This window comes from Bradyrhizobium sp. USDA 4516, assembly GCF_054055915.1.
The window spans coordinates 1,837,584-1,856,869 of the sequence record NZ_JBSRXT010000001.1 but is presented as its reverse complement, the minus strand read 5'-3'; the positions used below and the strand labels follow the sequence as shown (position 1 = coordinate 1,856,869).

General features: G+C 65.5%; 17 protein-coding genes. 9 read left to right on the top strand and 8 right to left on the bottom strand.

Going from position 1 to position 19,286, the window contains the following annotated elements:
- Window positions 1–21: 21 nt before the first annotated feature.
- Complete coding sequence (locus ACVI1L_RS08720) at window positions 22–882, bottom strand: MJ0042-type zinc finger domain-containing protein (RefSeq protein WP_076827438.1); 861 nt, start codon at window positions 880–882, stop codon at window positions 22–24.
- Between the two features lie 181 nt (window positions 883–1,063).
- Here ACVI1L_RS08720 and ftsE point away from each other — a divergent pair, with 181 nt between their 5' ends.
- The 4 genes from ftsE (at window position 1,064) to ACVI1L_RS08700 (ending at window position 4,467) form a co-directional block, all read left to right on the top strand.
- Window positions 1,064–1,723, top strand: a complete 660-nt coding sequence (gene ftsE / locus ACVI1L_RS08715) for a cell division ATP-binding protein FtsE (RefSeq protein WP_016845305.1) — start codon at window positions 1,064–1,066, stop codon at window positions 1,721–1,723.
- On the top strand, window positions 1,716–2,687 hold the full coding sequence (locus ACVI1L_RS08710) for a cell division protein FtsX (protein ID WP_057017877.1): 972 nt from the start codon (window positions 1,716–1,718) through the stop codon (window positions 2,685–2,687). The genes ftsE and ACVI1L_RS08710 overlap by 8 nt, the downstream gene beginning before the upstream one ends.
- 163 nt (window positions 2,688–2,850) lie before the next feature.
- The gene (locus tag ACVI1L_RS08705) at window positions 2,851–3,561 is read left to right on the top strand and encodes a YdcF family protein (protein ID WP_076827440.1); all 711 of its coding nucleotides are present in this window, start codon (window positions 2,851–2,853) and stop codon (window positions 3,559–3,561) included.
- 138 nt (window positions 3,562–3,699) lie between these two features.
- Entirely contained in the window at window positions 3,700–4,467 is a 768-nt protein-coding gene (locus tag ACVI1L_RS08700) for a lysophospholipid acyltransferase family protein (protein ID WP_057017876.1), read from the top strand.
- A 233-nt stretch (window positions 4,468–4,700) separates the two neighbouring features.
- Here ACVI1L_RS08700 and ACVI1L_RS08695 read toward each other — a convergent pair whose 3' ends face one another.
- From ACVI1L_RS08695 to ACVI1L_RS08680, 4 genes are all read right to left on the bottom strand, one after another.
- Entirely contained in the window at window positions 4,701–5,924 is a 1,224-nt protein-coding gene (locus ACVI1L_RS08695; RefSeq protein WP_057017875.1) for an ABC transporter substrate-binding protein, read from the bottom strand.
- A 161-nt stretch (window positions 5,925–6,085) separates the two neighbouring features.
- The gene (locus ACVI1L_RS08690; RefSeq protein WP_057017874.1) at window positions 6,086–7,567 is read right to left on the bottom strand and encodes an aldehyde dehydrogenase; all 1,482 of its coding nucleotides are present in this window, start codon (window positions 7,565–7,567) and stop codon (window positions 6,086–6,088) included.
- A gap of 107 nt (window positions 7,568–7,674) precedes the next feature.
- The gene (locus tag ACVI1L_RS08685) at window positions 7,675–8,145 is read right to left on the bottom strand and encodes a peroxiredoxin family protein (RefSeq protein WP_057017873.1); all 471 of its coding nucleotides are present in this window, start codon (window positions 8,143–8,145) and stop codon (window positions 7,675–7,677) included.
- A 57-nt stretch (window positions 8,146–8,202) separates the two neighbouring features.
- A complete protein-coding gene (locus ACVI1L_RS08680; RefSeq protein WP_456782697.1) occupies window positions 8,203–11,505 on the bottom strand; it encodes an efflux RND transporter permease subunit in 3,303 nt (1,100 codons plus the stop codon).
- A gap of 64 nt (window positions 11,506–11,569) precedes the next feature.
- Here ACVI1L_RS08680 and ACVI1L_RS08675 point away from each other — a divergent pair, with 64 nt between their 5' ends.
- Window positions 11,570–11,803, top strand: coding sequence for a hypothetical protein (locus ACVI1L_RS08675; RefSeq protein WP_141340958.1), 234 nt, complete (start codon window positions 11,570–11,572; stop codon window positions 11,801–11,803).
- A 17-nt stretch (window positions 11,804–11,820) separates the two neighbouring features.
- Here the strand turns inward: ACVI1L_RS08675 and ACVI1L_RS08670 are convergent, their stop codons facing one another.
- Window positions 11,821–12,417, bottom strand: a complete 597-nt coding sequence (locus tag ACVI1L_RS08670; protein ID WP_057017872.1) for a gamma-glutamylcyclotransferase — start codon at window positions 12,415–12,417, stop codon at window positions 11,821–11,823.
- Between the two features lie 153 nt (window positions 12,418–12,570).
- Here ACVI1L_RS08670 and ACVI1L_RS08665 point away from each other — a divergent pair, with 153 nt between their 5' ends.
- The 4 genes from ACVI1L_RS08665 (at window position 12,571) to ACVI1L_RS08650 (ending at window position 17,446) form a co-directional block, all read left to right on the top strand.
- Complete coding sequence (locus tag ACVI1L_RS08665) at window positions 12,571–13,758, top strand: DUF2125 domain-containing protein (RefSeq protein WP_456782696.1); 1,188 nt, start codon at window positions 12,571–12,573, stop codon at window positions 13,756–13,758.
- A gap of 286 nt (window positions 13,759–14,044) precedes the next feature.
- A complete protein-coding gene (locus ACVI1L_RS08660) occupies window positions 14,045–15,613 on the top strand; it encodes a hypothetical protein (RefSeq protein ID WP_456782695.1) in 1,569 nt (522 codons plus the stop codon).
- A 239-nt stretch (window positions 15,614–15,852) separates the two neighbouring features.
- Window positions 15,853–16,362 carry a hypothetical protein gene (locus ACVI1L_RS08655; protein ID WP_456782694.1) on the top strand — a complete coding sequence of 170 codons (510 nt, stop codon included), beginning with the start codon at window positions 15,853–15,855 and terminating at the stop codon, window positions 16,360–16,362.
- 97 nt (window positions 16,363–16,459) lie between these two features.
- Entirely contained in the window at window positions 16,460–17,446 is a 987-nt protein-coding gene (locus ACVI1L_RS08650; protein ID WP_456782693.1) for a Bug family tripartite tricarboxylate transporter substrate binding protein, read from the top strand.
- Window positions 17,447–17,481: 35 nt separating this feature from the next.
- Here the strand turns inward: ACVI1L_RS08650 and ACVI1L_RS08645 are convergent, their stop codons facing one another.
- Both ACVI1L_RS08645 and ACVI1L_RS08640 read right to left on the bottom strand, forming a co-directional pair.
- Window positions 17,482–18,333, bottom strand: a complete 852-nt coding sequence (locus tag ACVI1L_RS08645; RefSeq protein ID WP_141340956.1) for a hypothetical protein — start codon at window positions 18,331–18,333, stop codon at window positions 17,482–17,484.
- Between the two features lie 246 nt (window positions 18,334–18,579).
- Complete coding sequence (locus ACVI1L_RS08640; RefSeq protein WP_057017867.1) at window positions 18,580–19,014, bottom strand: VOC family protein; 435 nt, start codon at window positions 19,012–19,014, stop codon at window positions 18,580–18,582.
- Window positions 19,015–19,286: the final 272 nt, after the last annotated feature.

Sequence of the window (19,286 nt, the reverse complement as noted above, 5' to 3'; positions counted from 1 at the left end):
CCGATGGAGTTGGCCGGCGGCTCACGCGCGGCCGCCGGTGAGATCACGCTTGTTGAAGAAGCGTACGTCGATATTGCGGCCTTCGGGCGGCGGCGAGGCGAGGCGCGACTTGAAGAAGGCCCGCTCGCCGGGATTGAGCACCGGCTGCTCCAGCACGGCGTTCCAGGCATAGATTTCGGCGCCCTGGGCGTCGCGGACCGAGAAGCGCAGCCGCGGCAATTCGACCGGCTTCCTGGTCTGGCCGACGATCATGCCCTCGATCACCAGCACCGGCTTGCCGTCCACGGTCTCGTTGGTGATCTTGAGATCCTTGAAGGCGAGCCCGCGCAGATTCACGTCGAGCCCGGCCATCTTGTAGAACAGCGCGGTCTGCGGCAGCAGCCGCACCACGTCGTTGCGCCAGACGAACAGCGCGATGATCAGCGCGGCCATGGCGCCGCAGGTGGTCGGCAGGGCGCCGATCACCGGCATGAACGGAATTCGGGGCAGGGCGGGCAGGCGGAACAGGCGGGGAAGCCGGGGCAGGCGGAAGCGGCCCCTGGTTCCCGCATCCCCGGCATGGGCCACTGCATCCGCCTCGGCCAGCGCCGGCCATTCCGTGTCGGCGTCGCTGCCCTCGGTGGGCAAATCGGCCGAAATCGAGGGGCTCTCGACCATCGGGGTCGCGTCAGCCTCCTCCCGGCCCACGGCCTCCCATTCGGCGGCGAGGTCGGATCCGGCGGACTGATAGGCCAGAGTGGGCGCGGTCGCCCCGATGGCGTCCTCCGGCCGGGCCAGCCAGACCTCCCGGCAGCGGGAACAACGGACGGTACGTCCGGCCTCGCCAAGGGTGGCCGGATTGATGGCGTAGGATGTTGTACAATGCGGGCAGACAATATGCATGGAGGCCGAATCTCCACCGTGTGGATGCCCGGATGCTACTTAGCGACCGTTAACGAATCGGAAACCATAACCGAAGCACAAGCTTTCTGTGCGGTTCGCGGGCGCTCGGCCGGGGTTCGGGCCGTCTTCGCCGTCGGTGTAGGGTATTGGGCCATCGGCCCTCTCGAACGGAGCTAGCGCATTGGTTCGGTTCGAAAATGTCGGTCTGCGCTACGGGCTCGGCCCGGAGATTTTGCGCGACCTCTCGTTCATGATCCCGGCGCACTCGTTCCAGTTCCTGACCGGGCCGTCGGGCGCGGGCAAGACCTCGCTGCTGCGGCTGTTGTTCCTGTCGTTGCGGCCGACCCGCGGGCTGGTCAATCTGTTCGGCAAGGACGTCTCGCTGCTGAGCAAGGATCAGGTCGCCGACCTGCGCAAGCGGATCGGCATCGTGCTGCAGGATTTTCGCCTGCTCGATCACATGACCACCTATGAGAATGTCGCGCTGCCGTTCCGCGTGATGGGCCGCGAGGAATCGAGCTATCGCCGCGAGGTGATCGATCTCTTGAAATGGGTTGGCCTCGGCGAGCGCATGGACGCGCTGCCGCCGATCCTGTCGGGCGGCGAGAAGCAGCGCGCCGCGATCGCGCGCGCGGTGATCTCGCGGCCGCAACTGCTGTTGGCGGACGAGCCGACCGGCAGCGTCGATCCGACGCTCGGGCGCCGCCTGCTGCGGCTGTTCATCGAGCTCAACAAATCCGGCACCGCGGTCATCATCGCGACCCACGACATCACGCTGATGGATCAATACGAAGCGAGGCGGCTGGTGCTGCATCAGGGACGGCTGCACATCTATGAATAGGAGCGGCGACGAGAAAGTGTCGTTGGTCGATCTCGGGCGCGAACGCCCGCAGGTCCCGGCCACTGCGCGCAACATGTCGCCGATCGTGCCGCGGGCGTCGATTTCGGGCCGTGCACTGGTCGCGGTCGTCGCGATCATGACCTTCCTCGCCTCGCTGACGACAGGCACCGTGCTGCTGGTCAGCGCGTCAGCCGCCGAATGGCAGTCGGAAGTATCGAGCGAGATCACCATCCAGGTGCGCCCCTCGCCGGGCCGCGACCTCGATCGCGACGCGCAGGCCGCGGTGGACGCTATGCGGGCGCAGCCCGGCATTCTCGAGGTCCGTCCGTTCAGCAGGGAGGAATCCGCCAAGCTGCTGGAGCCGTGGCTCGGCAGCGGGCTCTCGATCGACGAACTGCCGGTGCCGCGCGTCATCGTGGCGCGGGTGCAGCCCGGCACCACGCTCGATCTCGCCGGCTTACGCGCGCGGGTGACGCAGGCGGCGCCGACCGCAAGCGTCGACGATCACCGCGCCTGGATCGAGCGCATGCGCTCGATGACCGGCGCCACGACGTTCGCCGGCGTCGGCATCCTCATCCTCGTGATCATCGCAACCATCATCTCGGTGTCGTTCGCGACCCGCGGCGCGATGGCCGCCAACCGCCCGATCGTCGAGGTGCTGCATTTTGTCGGCGCCGGCGACAGCTTCATCGCCAACCGCTTCCTGCGGCATTTCCTTCGGCTCGGCCTCGAAGGCGGGCTGATCGGTGGCGGTGCGGCGATGCTGGCGTTCGGCTTCTCCGAGTCGATCGCCAACTGGTTCTCCGGCACGCCGGTCGGCGACCAGTTCGCGGCCCTGCTCGGCACGTTCTCGCTGCGTCCGTCGGGCTATCTGGTGCTGGCGATGCAGGCGGTGCTGATCGCGGCGATCACCGCGTGGGCATCGCGGCGCACCCTGTTTGCCACGCTCGACGACATCGACTGACGGCGCTGCGAAACTCGAAATCATGGCGCCGCCTCGTGATCGCATTTCGTCGCCCAAGTGTGATTTCGCGCGCGTGCACGCGGCACTGGTCCCGGGGAAAACCGGTTTCCACTTTTCCGGATCATGCTTTAAAATCGCCCGGGGGGAAGGATAACCGCATCACATGAGTTTGCAGTCCGACGATACGTCGCCGAATGGCTTTGCCGCGCGCCCGCGCGGCTGGCTGCGCGCCGTTATCGTCGCGCCGCTGGCGCTTGCCTTCGTCGCCGCGGCGGTCGGCTTTGTCGGCTTCCTCTCGCAATTGCGCGGCGTCGAGACCGACCCGCCGCAAAATGCCGACGGCATCGTGGTGCTGACCGGCGGCTCGTCGCGGGTGTCCGACGCCATGGAACTGTTGGCCGCCGGCTACGGCAAGCGTTTGCTGATCTCGGGCGTACATCCGACCAACGACGCCAGCGACATTTCTCGCTCGGTGCCGGACAGCAAGGGGCTGATGAGCTGCTGCGTCGATCTCGACCGCTCGGCGCTGAACACCCGCAGCAACGCGGCGGAGACGCGGCGCTGGGCGCGCGAGCGCGGCTTCAAGTCGCTGATCGTGGTGACCTCGAACTACCACATGCCGCGGGCGATCGTGGAACTGTCACATGCGATGCCCGACGTCACGCTGATCCCATTCGCGGTGGTCGGCGACAAATGGCGCGACGAGCCGTGGTGGACGAGCGGCGCGACGTTCCGTCTCTTGCTATCGGAATACGCCAAATATGTCGCCGCCGAGATGCGGGTGCGGCTGGCCGGTCTCGGCCTCGACCTGACCTCCGATCTCGCCGAGCCGGCTGCCGCGCCGCGCCGCCCGGCGACGGCGCAGGCGAATTGATGTATCAGGCACCGTCATTCCGGGGCGATGCGCGGCATCGAACCCCAATTCGTAATTGCGAATTGTGGAATCTCGAGATTCCGGGTCTGGTGCTGACGCACCATCCGGAATGACGGTGTAAAGGATAGTGTTGAGAGAATGACTTCAATCTTCCTGCGCTCGCTCATCTTCAACGTGCTGTTCTATCTCGTGCTGGTGGTGCTCTGCATCATCGCGCTGCCGGCGCTGCTGTTGCCGCGGGGGGCGTTGATGGCGCTCGAAGTCGCGTGGGCCAACACCAGCCTGTTCCTGATGCGCGTGATCTGCAACATCAGGATCGAGTTTCGCGGGATCGAGAAGATACCGAGCGGGCCGCTGGTCGTCGCCTCGAAGCACCAGTCGTTCTGGGAGACGTTCGCGCTGGTGCGCTTCTTCGAGCATCCGCTGTTCATCCTGAAGCGCGAGCTGATGATGATCCCGGTGTTCGGCTGGTACCTCAAGAAGGTCGGCATGATCTCGGTCGAGCGCGGCGGCGGCCCGCGCTCGCTGATCAAGACGCTGAAGCGCGCGGCGGCCGAGGTGAAGCTCGGCCGGCAGCTTGTGATCTTTCCCGAGGGCACCCGTACCGCACCAGGGGCGCCGCCGAACTACAAGGCCGGCGTCGCGCAGATCTATGCCGAGAGCGGCGTGCCGTGCCTGCCGATCGCGCTCAATTCCGGGCTGTTCTGGCCGCGCCGCACCTTCATGCGCTATCCGGGGACGCTGGTGGTCGAATTCCTCGATCCGCTGCCGCCGGGATTGCCGCGCGATGAGTTCATGGCTCGCTTGCGCGACCAGATCGAAACCGCCACCACCCGCATCGTCGAGGCCGGCCGCGCCGAGCAGGCGAAATTGTTCGGCGGTGTGCCGAACGCGGCGAAAGGGTAGGGCGCAGCACAAGCCCTGGTGCGGTTGCTGCCGGGAATTTCGTGCGCGCGGTTTCGTCGGTCCCTTCAGAAATCGTCATGCCCGGGCTTGTCCCGGGCGTCCACGTTTTTGGTTCGGCCCGAAGCAAGACGGTGGATGGCCGGGCACAGGCAAGCCGAAGCGATGCCGTCCTTCGGGCGGCTGCCCGGCCCATGACGATGCGGAGAGTTACCGTATTGCGAATGGCGTCGCCACTACTGACCGGCCGCCGCGTCGGTGTTGAAGGTCTCGCCTTGCGGCACCCAACTCTTGCCGTCGAACGTCGCGATCTGCATCTGCGTGAACGGCGCATAGCGGTCCGGCCGCGTCGAGATAGCGATGCCGGGCAGCAGCAACGGCGCAACCACCTTGTTGAGGTTGGTTGCCTGCTTCAGCAAATTCTCGCGCGTCAGATCATCGCCGCACATCTCGATGACCTTCACCGTCATATAGGCCGAGATGTAGCCGGTGACGTTGCTGCCGTCGGCGATGTCGCCTTGCGGATACCACTTCGCCAGGAATTCCTTGAACTCCTTCACGTCGGCGGCGTTCTCCCAGGTGGGATCGGTCGGCGTCTTGAACGCCAGCGCGGTCAATAATCCCTTCGAAGCTTCGATGCCGGCCGGCTCCATGACGCCCTTGATCGATGAGGAGACGCTGACCACGTAGTTCAGCGGTTTCCATCCGAGCTCGTAGACCTTGCGTATCGCCTGCGCGCCGAACTTGGGCGTCGCCATCGTGAACAGCGTGTCGGCGCCGGAGGCTTTCAGGGAGACGATCTGCGAATCGACCGTCGGATCGGAAACCTCGTAGGTCACTTCCTTCACGATCATCGTCTTCGCCTTGTCGCCGAGGCCATCCTTCAGCCCCTTGACGTAATCCTTTCCGGCATCATCGTTCTGGGAGAACACGCCGAGCTTCGCGTCGGGCTTGTTCTTCAACAGATATTTGGCGAAGATCATGCCCTCCATCTGGTAGGGCGGATAAAGCTGGGTGGTCCACGGGAAGTTCTTCGGGTCGTCCCATTTTGCCGCGCCCGTCGAAATGAAGATCTGCGGGACCTTCTTCTGGTTCAGATACTTCTGGATCGCTGAATTGGTCGGCGTGCCGATGGTACCGATGATTGCCAGCACCTCGTCCTGTTCGACGAGGCGTCGCGTCTGCTCCACGGTCTTCGGCGGCGAATAGGCGTCGTCCAGTGAAATCAGCTTGATCTTTCGGCCGTTCACGCCGCCCTTCGCGTTGATCATCGCGTAGTAGGCCTCTTCGAGACGCCCCTGGGTGCCGTAGGCGGACGCCGGGCCGCTATAGGGCATGGTCTGGCCGATCTTCACCTCGGTATCGGTGACACCGGGGCCGTATTTCTTGTCGGCGAGGGCAGGTTGGGCGGTGGCGAGCATCAGCGCGCAGAACACTGCGCGTGAGTAACGAAACGTCATGGCGAATCTCCCCAAGTATCGGCCACGCTCTTCGGCGTGTGCCGTGGGGCTGATGATCGCTGCTCCACCCTGCACGTCAAGTGCGACAGCTCGGCGCGCGGGTGCCGTCGTACCGCTGTCCGTCCGGGAGCGGTGAAGCAAGCGATGTCAGTGCGGAAAACTCACCGCATCACGAACGGATTGGCCGGCACGTCCGTCGCGGTCGAGATCCAGACGCTCTTGGTCTCCTGATATTCGCGGACCGCGTCGATGCCGCTTTCGCGGCCGACGCCGGAGTGCTTCATGCCGCCGAACGGCATCATGTAGCTGATGGCCCGGTAGGTGTTCACCCACACGGTGCCCGCGCGCAGTTGCTTCGGCACGCGGATGGCGCGCGCGAGATCCTTGGTCCAGATGCCGGCGGCGAGGCCGTAGATCGTGTCGTTGGCGATCCGGATGGCGTCCTCCTCGGTGTCGAAAGAGATGATCGACAGCACCGGTCCGAACACCTCCTCGCGCGCGATCCGCATGGTGTTGTCGACGTCGGTGAAGATGGTCGGTTCGACGAACTGGCCGCCCTTGATGCCGTCGCCGGTGGCCGGCTTGCCGCCGAGCAGGCAGCGCGCGCCCTCGGCCTTGGCGATGTCGATATAGTCGAGCACCTTCTTGTACTGCGCCGGCGTCGTGATCGGGCCGACATTGGTGTCGGACTGCATGGGATCGCCGATCTTGGCGGACTTTGCCAGCTCCAGCACCCGCGCGACGAATTTTTCCTTGATCGAGCTCTGCACCAGAAGGCGCGATCCCGCGATGCAGGTCTGCCCCGTGGCAGCGAAGATGCCGGAGATCGCGCCGGCCGCGGCGGCGGTGAGGTCGGCGTCCTCGAACACGATGTTGGGCGACTTGCCGCCGAGCTCGAGCGAGACGCGCTTCAGGCTCTTGGCCGCGGTCTCGTAGACCTTTGCGCCGGTCGTATCGGATCCCGTGAAGGTGATCTTGGCGACGCCGGGATGGGCGATCAGCGCGGAGCCCGCCTCGGGACCGAAGCCGGTCACCACGTTGAAGATGCCGTCGGGAATTCCGGCTTCCTTGGTCAGCGCGGCGAATTCCAGCGTGCTGGCCGAGGTGAATTCCGACGGTTTGACGACCACGGCGCAACCAGCGGCGAGCGCGGCGGCGCACTTCCAGGCGACGAACAGCAGCGGCGAATTCCAGGCGGTCAGCGCCGCGACCACCCCGACCGGCTCATGGGTCGTGTAGGCAAAGGTCTCCGCCTTGTCGATCGGCACCAGGCCGCCCTCGAGCTTGTCGACGAGCCCGCCGAAATACCACCACCACTCCGGATGGTAGCGCAACTGGCCGAGCATCTCGGCCATCAGCTTGCCGTTGTCGCGCACCTCGATCTCGGCAAGGCGCTCGGCATTGGCCGCGACGAGGTCGCCGAGCTTGCGCATCACCTTGCCGCGTGCAGAGGCCGTCATCTTCGCCCAGGGGCCGCGCCACATCGCCTCATTGGCTGATTTCACCGCCTTGTCGGCGTCGGCGGCCGTGCCGCGCGGAATCTTCGCCCAGGCCTCGCCGCGATAGGGATCGATGCTGTCGAACCATTCGCCATTGGCGGGGTCGACATACTGGCCGTTGATGTAGAGCTGATAGGTTTTCATGACATCCTCCCGCAAGGCGATGGTTCTGGTTGGCGGAACGCTATCACGCATTGCGCGACGCCGTCATAACGCAGTCGCGTGAGCCGGGTTGCAGCCGAGGCGGGCCGCTATCGGCCATGCGGCGCGGCAAGCTCGGCCGCGATGATCGCGCCGAGCGCCATGTCGCTCTGTTGTCCGAAGCCATGATGCACGACGTTGCCGTCGCGGCCGATGAGGATGCTGGTCGGCGTTCCCTGCATGCCGTAGCGCTGCATGGTGACCGGGATCGGCGTGCCTTCGCCGGCCTCGTCGACGCCGATCGGGAAGGTCAGCCGGTACTCGTGGATGAAGGCTTCCAGCGACACCTCCGTCATCGCCGCGTGGTGCTCGAATACGGTGTGCAGCCCGATCACCTGCAGGTCCGAATGCTTGAACAGCTCGAACGCGCGCTGGGTCTGCGGCGTGCCGTGCGCGACGCAGCCGGGGCACAGCATCTGGAACGCGTGCAGCAGCACCGGCCGGCCGCGCAGCCCAGCCAGGGTCAGCGGCTCGCTGGTGTTGAACCAGCGCGACGCGGCGAGTTCAGGTGCGAGAGTCACAGATCGGTTCCTTGCGTCCGCTCACGGCGCAAGGTTGGCAAGATCGATACCGGTCTGTCAACGACCGGCGGCGCTTGATGCCGCGGCCCGGCGTGCGCGGCGCGCGGCGCGGCGGCGCTGGGTCCAGAGCCTGGCGCGGTCGAGATAGAGATAGACCACCGGCGTCGTGTAGAGCGTCAGGATCTGGCTCAGGATCAGCCCGCCGAAGATCGCGATGCCGAGCGGCTGACGCAGCTCGCTGCCTTCGCCGAGGCCGATCATCAGCGGCACCGCGCCGAACAAGGCAGCCAGCGTCGTCATCATGATCGGCCGGAAGCGCATCAGGCAGGCCTCGTAGATCGCATCGCGCGACGACAGCCCGCGCTGGCGCTCGGCATCGAGCGCGAAGTCGATCATCATGATGGCGTTCTTCTTGACGATGCCGACCAGGAGGATCACCCCGATCATGCCGATGATGTCGAAATCGGTGTGCGACAGCATCAAGGCCGCCACCGCGCCGACACCGGCCGACGGCAAGGTGGAGAGGATGGTCAGCGGGTGGATGTAGCTCTCGTAGAGCATGCCGAGCGAGATGTAGATCGTCGCCAGCGCGGCGAGGATCAGGAACAGCTCGTTCGCCAGCGCCTGCTGGAAGATTTTCGCGGAGCCCGCAAACCCGCCGGAAATGCCCGCGGGCATGCCGAGCGCGTGCATCGCGTTCTCGATTGTGGTGGTCGCCGTGCTCAGCGAGACGCCCGGCGGCAGGTTGAACGAGATGGTGCTCGAGACCAGGAGATCCTGGTGGTTGACGGAAAGCGGCGTCTCGCCATGCTCGAAGCGCGCGACGCTCGACAGCGGGATCATGGTCTCCGCGCTGGTGGAGACCGCGGTACCGGTCGATGCGACGCCCTTGCCGGTGGCGCCGATCGAATTGGTGGCCTGGTTGCGCACTACATTGGCGGCGACCGCGCTGACCGAGCTTTTTTGCGAGGACGAGGCCACCGTGCCGGCGACCGCGTTGGTGCTCTGTGTGCCGCTCGCCGAGCCGCCCGAGGTCGAGATATAGACCTCCTTCAGGGTCTGCGGGTCCTGCGAGAAGCGCGGCGCGACCTCCATGATCACATGATACTGGTTGCGCGCGACGAAGATGGTCGAGACCTGGCGCTGCCCGAACGCGTCATAGAGCGTGTTGTCGAGCTGGCTGACCGTGATCCCGAGCCGGGAGGCGGCATCGCGATCGATGATCAGATTGGCCTGCAGCGCCTTGTTCTGCTGGTCGCTGTTGACGTCGGCGAGCGTCGGCTCCTTCTGCAATGCCGCGACGAGCTTCGGCGTCCACTCGTTCAGCTCCTCGAAGGTCGAGCCCTTCAGCGTGTACTGATACGCCGCATTGCCCGAGCGTCCGCCGGCGCCGAGGTCGCCGATCGATTGCAGGAACAGCGTGGCGCCCGCGACGCTTGCCAACGGCTCGCGCAGCCGCTCGATCACCTTGTCGGCGCGCAGCCGGCGCTCGTCCATCGGCTTCAGCGAGGCGAACACGGTGCCGGTGTTGGTGCCGCCGGGACCCACGCCGCCGCCGCCGGTGAAGCCGACCGCGGTGTCGACCGCCGGATCCGACTTCACGATGTCGATGAACTGGGTCAGCTTCTGCTGCATCAGCTGGAACGAGGTGCTCTGGTCGGCCTGGATCGAGCCGACCAGCAATCCGGTGTCCTGCTGCGGCACGAAGCCCTTGGGCACCACCTTGTAGAGATGGAAGTTCAAATAGAGCGTCGAGCAGAGGATCAGCATCACCAGGAGCGGATGGCGCAGCGCGAGGCCGAGCGTCGCGCGGTAGCCGTTCAGCATCAGCTCGAAGATGCGTTCGCTGATCCGGTAGATCCGGCCGTGCGGCCGGCCCTCCTCCTTGCGCAGCAGTACCGCGCACATCATCGGCGTCGTGGTCAGCGAGACCACCAGCGAGATCACGATCGCGATCGTGATGGTCATGGCGAATTCGCGGAACAGGCGGCCAACCAGGCCGCCCATCAGCAGGATCGGCACGAACACCGCGATCAGCGACATGCTCATCGACAGCACCGTGAAGCCGACCTCGCGGGTGCCGACCAGCGTGGCCTCGAGCCGCGACAGCCCGGCGTCCATGTGCCGGGTGATGTTCTCCAGCACCACGATGGCGTCGTCGACCACGAAGCCGGTCGCCACCGTCAGCGCCATCAGCGAGAAGATGTCGAGCGTGTAGCCGAGTAGATACATCACGGCGAACGTCGCGATCAATGACACGCCGACCGCCACCACCGGGACCAGCGTGGCCCGGGCATTGCGCAGGAAGGCGAACACCACAAGTATCACCAGCGCCACCGCGATCAACAGCGTGATCTCGACGTCGTGCAGCGAGGCCCGGATTGTCTTCGAGCGGTCCATCGCGAGGGTGATGTCAACCGCAGGCGAGACCGAGGCCTTCAGCTGCGGCATCAGCCCTTTCACGGTGTCGACCATCTTGATGATGTTGGCGCCCGGCTGCCGGTACACGATCATCACGACGGCCGGCTTGCCGTTGGAAAGGCCGAGCGTGCGCACATTCTCGACGGAATCGATCACGTCGCCGACATCGGTCAGGCGCACCGCCGCGCCGTTGCGGTAGGCGACGACCAGCGGCCTGTAGTCGGCAGCCTTGCGGGCCTGGTCGTTGGCGTAGATCTGGTAGCGCTGGTTGCCGACGTCGATGCCGCCCTTCGGGCTGTGCGCATTGGCGCTCGAGAGCGCGGCGCGGACGTCCTCGAGCCCGATGCCGTATTTGTACAGCGCCGGCGGGATCAGCTCGACGCGCACCGCCGGCAGCGAGCCGCCGCCGACCGAGACTTCGCCGACGCCCTCGACCTGCGACAACTTCTGCGCCAGCACGGTCGAGGCGGCGTCATAGAGCTCGGCCGGCGTCAGCGTGTCCGAGGTCAAGGTGTAGATCAGGATCGGCGCCGAGGCCGGGTTGAACTTGCGGTAGGTCGGGTTGGCGCGCAGGTTGGTCGGCAGGTCCGCCCGCGCCGCGTTGATCGCCGCCTGCACGTCGCGCGCGGCGCCGTTGATGTCGCGGTCGATATCGAACTGCAGCGTGATGCGGGCAGAGCCGAGCGAGGACACCGACGTCATTTCGGTGACGCTGGCGATCTGGCCGAGGTGGCGCTCGAGCGGGCTTGCCACCGTGGAGGCGACGTCGGCCGGGCTGGCGCCGGGCAGGGTCGCCTGCACCATGATGGTCGGGATGTCGACGTCGGGCAGCGGCGACACCGGCAGCTTGAAGAACGCAATGATGCCCGCCACCACCAGTCCAAGCGACAGCAGCGTGGTGCCGACCGGCCGTCGGACAAAGGGGGCGGAGAGGTTCATCGAATTTGCGAGCGCTGTTTGCGGATCAGCTTCTATCCGTCCGCGCCGGGATGCAAAAGCCTAAATGTCACAGGGCGGCGCCATACCGCCGCCGCGATTTGCCGGATGCACCGCGGCGCACGCCGAAAAACGAGGATCTGGCAAAACCCGTTTACAAAGGCTGATCGATGATGGTGGTGAAGCGCAGTCGCAAGCACTGCGCAAAGGCCAAATGAAGAAGCTCAAGGCATTCCGCAAGTCGCCGGATAGTCCGCTCGGCGAGGTCGTTAAACGACGGTTGGCCAAGCGAACTAAGTAGAGCCTCGCGACGCAGCCTTACGCATCCCGGGCATCCTGCAGCGGGTGACGCGCCGCGTGGGCATCATGCAGCATCGTCGCTAGCTGGTGCAGCTGCGTGTCGCGAAAGCCCTGCTTCTCGATCGAGGCCACTGTCGAGAGCACATAGTCGCGGTTGTTGCCGGAGCGGCCATGGCCCTGCAGCACCAGGCGCTGCTGCTCGGCGAGCGACAGCCGCCCGGCATATTGCACATGACCGCGATCGACCACATAGGCCAGCGCGCTGACGCGCTCGCGCGCCGCATTCTCCAGCCACACCGAGCGCATCACCTCGCGATAGACGTTGGTGGTCTGCTCGCGTCCGCGCAAATAGGCGATGGTGTCGTGGCGCAGGCGGGCGGCGACGCGGAATGCGATGCCGCGGCAGGCGCCGCCGCGGTCGAGCCCGAGCACCAGGCCCGGCTTCTCCGGCGTGCCGCGGTGGTCGAACGAATAGACGCAGAGCGCGCGATGCTCGCCGATCAGCCGCGCCGGCACCTGTTCCAGGAACTCGAAGCCCGGCTTCCACATCAGTGAGCCATAGCCGAACACCCAGAGGTCGCCGTCGGTTTCGGAATGGGGAGGATTTGCTGACATGGCGCTGATGGGCTAGCAGAACGGGCCGTCGAAGCGAAGCGGATTCCGTGAAGTTTCCAAGGCTTGCTGAAGGCTCGCTCAAGGGTTGCTCGGGGCTTGTTCAAGCCCCGCGGCCGCTTAGATTTTGACAAATTCGCCCGCCAAAGGACCTGCATGTCGGATCAGACCTCCGCCCCCCGCCGCCGCTCGCGCTTCGGCCTTTATGCCGTCCCGGTCGCGGTCCTGATCGCCGCGGTGCTGTGGAGTGCCTTCTGGTTCTTCGCCGCCTCGCAGGTCGGCGTGCAGGCCGATGCCTGGCGCGCGCAGGAGGCGAAGGCCGGCCGGGTCTATGATTGCGGGGACCGTTCGGTGGCGGGCTACCCGTTCCGGTTCGAGGTCCGCTGCACCGATCCGAACGTGATGCTGGTCTCGCAGACCGCCTCGCCGCAGATGGCGTTCGTGGCGCGGCTCGCCGAGATCCTGGTCGTGGCGCAGGTCTACGATCCCAAGCTCGTGATCGCGGAGTTCAAGGGACCGGCCACGATCGCCGAGCGCGGCGCGCAGCCGACGCTGTCGGTGAGCTGGAGCAAGGCACGCAGCAGCGTGGTCGGCCTGCCGGCGCCGCCGCAGCGCGCCTCGCTGGTGTTCGACGATCTCGCCATCGACCGCACCGGCGGCGCGGCGCCGGTGCCGCTGGCGCGGGTCAATCACATCGAGCTGCACGGCAGGCAGGTCGACGGCTCGGCGCCGGACAGTCCGGCGATCGAGGCCGTGCTGCAGATTGCCGGCGGCACCTTGCAGGAGGTGCATCCGCTGCTCGCCCAGCCGTTCAACGCCGACATCCATGCGCGGCTCAATGGCCTGAAGGATTTCTCGCCGAAACCCTGGCCGGATCGCTTCCGCGAGATCCAGGCCGCCGGCGGCAGCGTCGAGATCCAGCAGTCGCGGATCGAGCAGGGCGATGTGCTGTCGGTCGCGGCCGGCACGCTGCGCCTCAACGCGCAAGGGCGCATCGAGGGCGAATTGCAGATGACGGTCGCCGGCCTCGAGCGCGTCATCCCCGCGCTCGGCATCGACAAGATGCTGGAGGAGGGCGTGCCGCAGGCAACGCTTGATCGCGTCGCGCCCGGCGTGAAGAGCCAGGACCTCAGCAATCTCTTCGGCGCGCTGGATCGCGCCATCCCCGGCCTCGGCAAGGTGATCAAGCAGAACGCCAATGCCGGCATTTCCGCCGGCGTCAATTCGCTCGGCACCGAGGCTACCCTCGAAGGCAAGAAGGCGCGCAGCTTCCCGCTGCGCTTCGCCGACGGCGCGGTGTTCTTGGGGCCGCTGAAAGTCGCGCAGATTCCGCCGCTGTTCTGAGCGGATGGACGCTGCGGAAACATCCGTCATTGCGAGGAGCGATAGCGACGAAGCAATCCATGGCTCCGCATATGCCGCGCGATGGATTGCTTCGCTTCGCTCGCAATGACAAAGCTTACCGGTAAGGCCGCTCACTATCTCCTCGCGCGCTATCGTCGATTACCGCGATCTATTCCCGCCGCCGCGATGAGAAAAACGTGACCGGAATAATGCGCCCCGGCGCGAATATCACTCCCCGAGTACCGCTCTCTCGCCTGAGGAAGCAACCTCGTGTGGAGGAGAAGCGATGCGAATTCTCGGGGGAATTCTGCTCGGCAGCATGCTGCTGTCGGCAGGCTCGGCGTTGGCGGAGGACGATGCGTCCGAGCTGCGTGCGCTGAAGGCACGGCTCAAGCAGCTCGAGCAGAAAATGGAGACGCAGGCGCGCAAGGAGGAGGCGCTGGCCGCAAGACAGAACGCAATTCAGAACGCGCAGATGACGGCGAAGGCGCCGGTGCCGTTCGATCCCTGCGCATCGGGCAAGCTCTGCTACAAGGGCGTCACCTTCACCTTCGGCGGCTGGGTCGATCTCACCGGCATCTATCGCAGCCGCAACCTCGCCTCCGATTCGGGCTCGGTCTACAACTTCATCCCGTTCCCGCAGAGCAAGAACTACAACACCGGCGAGTCGCGCTTCACCGCGCGCCAGACCCGCTTCTCGGTGCTCGCCGAAGCCAACGCCACGGAGAACATCCACGTCGCCGGCTATGGCGAGCTCGATTTCGAGGGCGCGGCGCAGACCGCCAATTCGGTCGCGACCAATTCGTTCAATCCGCGGCTGCGGCAGGCCAGCATCGAGATCGACCGCAGCGATCTCGGCTTGCATGTCCTCGCCGGCCAATCATGGTCGCTGAACACGCCGAGCAAGGCGGGCATCGATCCGCGAGGCGCCGATACGCCGGGCGTGATTGATTTCGAACTGGTGCCGGGCTTCCTCGGCGCGCGCCAACCCGGCGTCCGGGTCTGGCAGGATATCGGGCCGGAGTTCAAGCTCGCGGTCTCGGCGGAGAACCCGCAGACATCCTTTTTCGGCGGCAACAACCCGCTGGTCGGCACGCCGGCGGTTGGCCCGCAGGGCGTGCTCAATCCGAATCTGCTGGTCAATCTCACCGGTCCGGGCGGCAGCTTCTTCAACAGCCTGAACAATGTCAGCCTCAACCACGTTCCGGATTTCACCGTGAAGGGCGCGTGGGATCCGCGGCTCGGGCCCTACAAGATGCATGTCGAGGCGTGGGCGCTCTACCGCGACTTTTATGATCGCTTCAACTTCGCCAATCACGACGTCAACACGGTCAGCTTCGGCGGCCACCTCTCGGCCGAGATCGTGCCGAAGCTGCTCGAGGTGCAGGCCTCCGCCTCCTACGGTGCGCTGGGCCGCTTCACCGCAACGCCATTCCCGGATGCAACCGTGCGCCAGGACGGCTCGATCCAGCCGCTGCCGATCACGGCTTTCCTGGTCGGCTCGGTCTGGCACACGACGCCGTCGCTCGATCTCTACGCCTATGCCGGGCTCGAAAAGACCAAGGCGACCTTCTCCAATGTCGGCACGGTGCCGTTCGGCTACGGCAATCCGCTCTACAACAACCTCGGCTGCAACATCGAGAACTCGCCGGCCGCGACCTGTAACGGCAACACTTCGGAGGTGAGGCAGTACACCGCGGGCTTCTACGACACGATCTTCAAGGGCTCCTACGGCACCATCAAGGCCGGCGCGCAATATTCCTACACCCAGCGCTTCGCCTTCCAGGGTGTCGGCGGCGCGCCGAAGACCGACGACCACATCGTCATGACCCAGATCCGCTACTACCCGTTCTAGGACGTGACGATGTCATTTCGAGCCGAGCTACGAACTCTGGTTACCTCGCCCCGCGCGCGGGGAGAGGTCGGAGCGCATCGTTAGATGCGCTCCGGGTGAGGGGGAGCCTCCGCAAACGTTGCTATCACCATCTATGCGGAGACGGCCCCTCACCCCAACCCTCCAAGAGCACGCTTCGCTTGTCTCGACCCCGTAAGAACGGGGAGAGGGAGTGCACCACCGGCAAAGGAACACCGCACATGAGGATCGTGACCAGACCGAAGCAGAGGGCCGTGATCGCGCGCGAACTGATGATGGTTAGCCGCGCCGCGCATGTGCTGCAGCGAACTGGCCTCGCGATGGCCGGTGCCATGGCCGGCACCTTCGTCGCCGCCCAGCTCGCCAAGGGCCATGTCGCTGTCTTCGGCACGCTCGGCTTCATCGCGACGACGATCGTGATCGGTGCAGTCGGCTTCTATCTCGGCATCGATGTTCCCAAGCCGGTGATGCGCGGCACGGGTCGCATCGATGCCGTCGAGCTGATGAGCGCGGGCGGCATCTTCCTTGCCGCGCTGGCTGCGCTGGTGTCGGTCTACGGCATCATCTTCGACGAGATTCCGCCGCGCGCCTGGGAGTTCGTGATCGGCACCTGGTGGTTCGGCGGCGGCGTCATGCTGGCAACCGCCGGCCTCGTCGGCCGTCAGCGGCCGGCGCAGAAGGCCGCCGCGCTGTCGACGGGGCCGATCCGGGATCAACGGCTGCGGCGGTGAGTACGGTCGCAGACCTGCGGCCCCGCTGCGCCAATCTGTCCCGTAGCTGCGATCGGCCGATGCGATACCCTCACCAAAAAATCGGGGAGGGACTTCAATGCCAGCGAAATTCAGCCGCCGTCACGTCATCGCTGCCGGAACCGCGGCTGCCGCGATGCCCTTCCTGTCACGCGGCGCCTCGGCGCAAGCCGCCTGGCCCTCGCGACAAATCCGCATGATCTGCAGCTACCCCGCCGGCGGACAGACCGATCTCCTGGCACGCGCCTTCGGCGAATTCATCGCAAGGCAAGTCGGGCAAACCGTCGTCATCGAGAACAAGGCGGGCGCCTCGGGCTCGATCGGCGCCGCCGAGGTGGCGCGTGCCGCGCCTGACGGTCACACCATCCTGTGCTCGATCTCGACCACTTACGTGATGAACCGCGCGATGATGAAGAACCCCGGCTACGACATGGACAAGGATCTGACGCTGGTCAGCGTGATCCCGGGCGCCGGGCTGCTGCTGGTCGCGAGCCCGAAATTGGGCGTCAAGACACTGGCGGAATTCGTCGCCTATGCGCGCAGCAGCGGCAAGGTGAATTTCGGCACCTATAGCGCGGGCTCCGCGCCGCACATGACGATCAACGAGCTCAACAAGCAGTATGGCCTCACCATCGAGCCGATCCACTATCGCGGCGAGGCACCGATGTGGACCGGGCTTGCGGAAGGCACGCTCGATGTCGCGATGGGCAGCACCGCCGCGCAAACCGTCCTGCAAAGCGGTCGCGGCGTCGTCTTCGGGGTGCATTCGAAGAAGGTCGACGCGATCCCCGAGATCAGGACGCTGCCCGAGCAGGGCGCGACGTCGAAGTTCTTCACCGTGAGCGGCTTCTCGGGCTGGGCACTGCCGAAGGCGACGCCGCAGCCGATCGTCGATCGGCTGTCGGAGATTTGCGTCGCCGCCAATAACGATCCGAAGGTGAAGGAGGTGCTCGCGACCTTCGTGCTGGAGCCCGCGATCGGCTTCAAGGACAGCAATGCGCTGTATCAGCGCGAATTGCCGGTCTGGATGGAGGCCGCGCAGTCACTCGGCCTGCCGCCGGCCTGAAGCGATCCGGAACTGAAGGATGGCTGCATCGACGGTCACCATTCGTCGTAGAACCACTCCCTCGGGATACGAGGCCGCGCTCTTGCGTATGGCGGGATAGACGTCCGCTCGGGCTTGCGCGCGGCCGGCGCCGGCTGCGTCGGAGCCGGTGACGCCTTCGGCTCGGAAACCTTCGCGAGCGCTCGTTTCATTTCTTCCTGGCTCGCCTTGAGTTCCTCAATGGCTTTGGAGCTCTCGCGGGCCATCTGTTGCTGGTTCGCCTTTAGTTGCTCGATATTTCGCTCAACATTTGCGAGGTCGCGTGCGATCGTTTGCAGCAGCTGCGTCTGATCGGGAAGGGCTGTGTTGGCCGTCGGCGCGGCGTCCTGCGGTGGTGCGGTCTGAGGCAACGGCGTCGCTTGGGGCGGAGCGGCGTCTGCCGCGGCGACCTGAACGGCAGGTGGAGCGGGCTGCGCCGGAGGCTGCGGATCATCCGGCGGCAATGCTGGAGTTGAAACGAGCTGCGGCGCCCAACGGGCGACAAGCAGCTTGGCTTCCCCGCCATATGACGACTGCAAAGCCAGGGCAGCGACCACGATACATGCTGCCACCGACAAGGCGGTGAGGGCGCGGAATACCGGTCTTCCGGGCCGCGATTGCGAGGCAAGTCCGGAAGAAGCAGGGCTGGGCCCGGAAGAAACGGGGTTGGGTCCGACCGAGGGCGGGTTTGGCTTTGCCGACGGGTGGGACGCGGCATCGCGCTCCATTCTTGCGAGCTGTTCACTCAAGCGCGTGAGTTCTTCATCGGCGCGCGCAATCTGCTTTTGGGCTTCCGCGAGTCGTTCGTCGGCGCGCGCGCTCGGGCTATCGTTCGATCCAACTGGGTTCGGAGTGGGCGTGGAGTTCATTGACGTTTCCCTTTCCGTCCAATGTCACCCAAGAGTGCCGACTCGGCTATCCGTCAGGGGCGATCAGCCTCCAGCACTCCCTTCAGTCTTGTCTAAAGAATGGCCGGATGATAGCGCGCCCGAGGTCTCGTGATAATGGGGCGGGATATTGGCCCGGGCTAGCCGAAGATCGGGTCCGCTCGGGTCAAAAGCCGACATCATTCCGCGCCGCTTGGGGCAATGCAAACGGCCCTGGCCAGCGTAGTCTCAGGCGTCCCGCTGGACCAACTCGAAGGTGATGCCCTCTGGGCCCTCGAACAGCCGGAGCTTCCGGCTGATGTAGTCCATCTCCTCGCTCAGCATGGTGACACCGTTGGCCACCAGGTGCGCGGTGGCCGCCTCGATGTCGTCGACGCGGAAGGCGAGGTGATTGAAGCCCAGCTTTCGCAGATTGGTCGGGTGCACCCCCGGATCGGTCCCCGGGAGCGGGTCGAACTGAAGCAGCTGGATTTCGAAATCCGCTCCTTCGAGTGCGAGGGTGATGTGCTGCGCTCTCATGGCCGGCATGCCCATGTACCGGGCGGGAACGCCGCCGTCGATGGTCGCGACGTGAGTCTTCTTGAAGCCGAGCAGTGCGAAGAATTCGATCGCCGGGCCGGCATCTGCCACTGCGATAGTCACATGATCCGGACTGAGTATCATCTGATCGCTCCCTGTCATCAGCGACGCGCCGGCTTTCCTGCTGGAGGCTATCAGCTCGCTCCGTCCGCCGGTAGGTGGGTCGGCCCTGCGGCGACACAATCCGACGGGCAATCAGCGATTCATGTCGCGAGAATGCGGACGTGTGACCCACAAGCAGCGCAACACACTCGGTGTCGTCCCGGCGAAAGCCGGACCCATAACCACAGCTGGTCATTGTTGCGCGATGCTGGGACGACGAGTCCCGTCAACCACACCCGCCGCGGAGTATGGGT

Bases quoted from the DNA above. Each gene is read 5' to 3' on its own strand.
- ACVI1L_RS08650 (WP_456782693.1), top strand. From the start codon at position 16,460: ATGCCAGCGAAATTCAGCCGCCGTCACGTCATCGCTGCCGGAACCGCG.
- ACVI1L_RS08710 (WP_057017877.1), top strand. From the start codon at position 1,716: ATGAATAGGAGCGGCGACGAGAAAGTGTCGTTGGTCGATCTCGGGCGC.
- ACVI1L_RS08675 (WP_141340958.1), top strand. From the start codon at position 11,570: ATGTCACAGGGCGGCGCCATACCGCCGCCGCGATTTGCCGGATGCACC.
- ACVI1L_RS08660 (WP_456782695.1), top strand. From the start codon at position 14,045: ATGCGAATTCTCGGGGGAATTCTGCTCGGCAGCATGCTGCTGTCGGCA.
- ACVI1L_RS08690 (WP_057017874.1), bottom strand. From the start codon at position 7,567: ATGAAAACCTATCAGCTCTACATCAACGGCCAGTATGTCGACCCCGCC.
- ACVI1L_RS08695 (WP_057017875.1), bottom strand. From the start codon at position 5,924: ATGACGTTTCGTTACTCACGCGCAGTGTTCTGCGCGCTGATGCTCGCC.
- ACVI1L_RS08700 (WP_057017876.1), top strand. From the start codon at position 3,700: ATGACTTCAATCTTCCTGCGCTCGCTCATCTTCAACGTGCTGTTCTAT.
- ACVI1L_RS08670 (WP_057017872.1), bottom strand. From the start codon at position 12,417: ATGTCAGCAAATCCTCCCCATTCCGAAACCGACGGCGACCTCTGGGTG.
- ACVI1L_RS08705 (WP_076827440.1), top strand. From the start codon at position 2,851: ATGAGTTTGCAGTCCGACGATACGTCGCCGAATGGCTTTGCCGCGCGC.
- ACVI1L_RS08680 (WP_456782697.1), bottom strand. From the start codon at position 11,505: ATGAACCTCTCCGCCCCCTTTGTCCGACGGCCGGTCGGCACCACGCTG.
- ACVI1L_RS08645 (WP_141340956.1), bottom strand. From the start codon at position 18,333: ATGAACTCCACGCCCACTCCGAACCCAGTTGGATCGAACGATAGCCCG.
- ACVI1L_RS08640 (WP_057017867.1), bottom strand. From the start codon at position 19,014: ATGATACTCAGTCCGGATCATGTGACTATCGCAGTGGCAGATGCCGGC.
- ACVI1L_RS08665 (WP_456782696.1), top strand. From the start codon at position 12,571: ATGTCGGATCAGACCTCCGCCCCCCGCCGCCGCTCGCGCTTCGGCCTT.
- ACVI1L_RS08655 (WP_456782694.1), top strand. From the start codon at position 15,853: ATGAGGATCGTGACCAGACCGAAGCAGAGGGCCGTGATCGCGCGCGAA.
- ACVI1L_RS08720 (WP_076827438.1), bottom strand. From the start codon at position 882: ATGCATATTGTCTGCCCGCATTGTACAACATCCTACGCCATCAATCCG.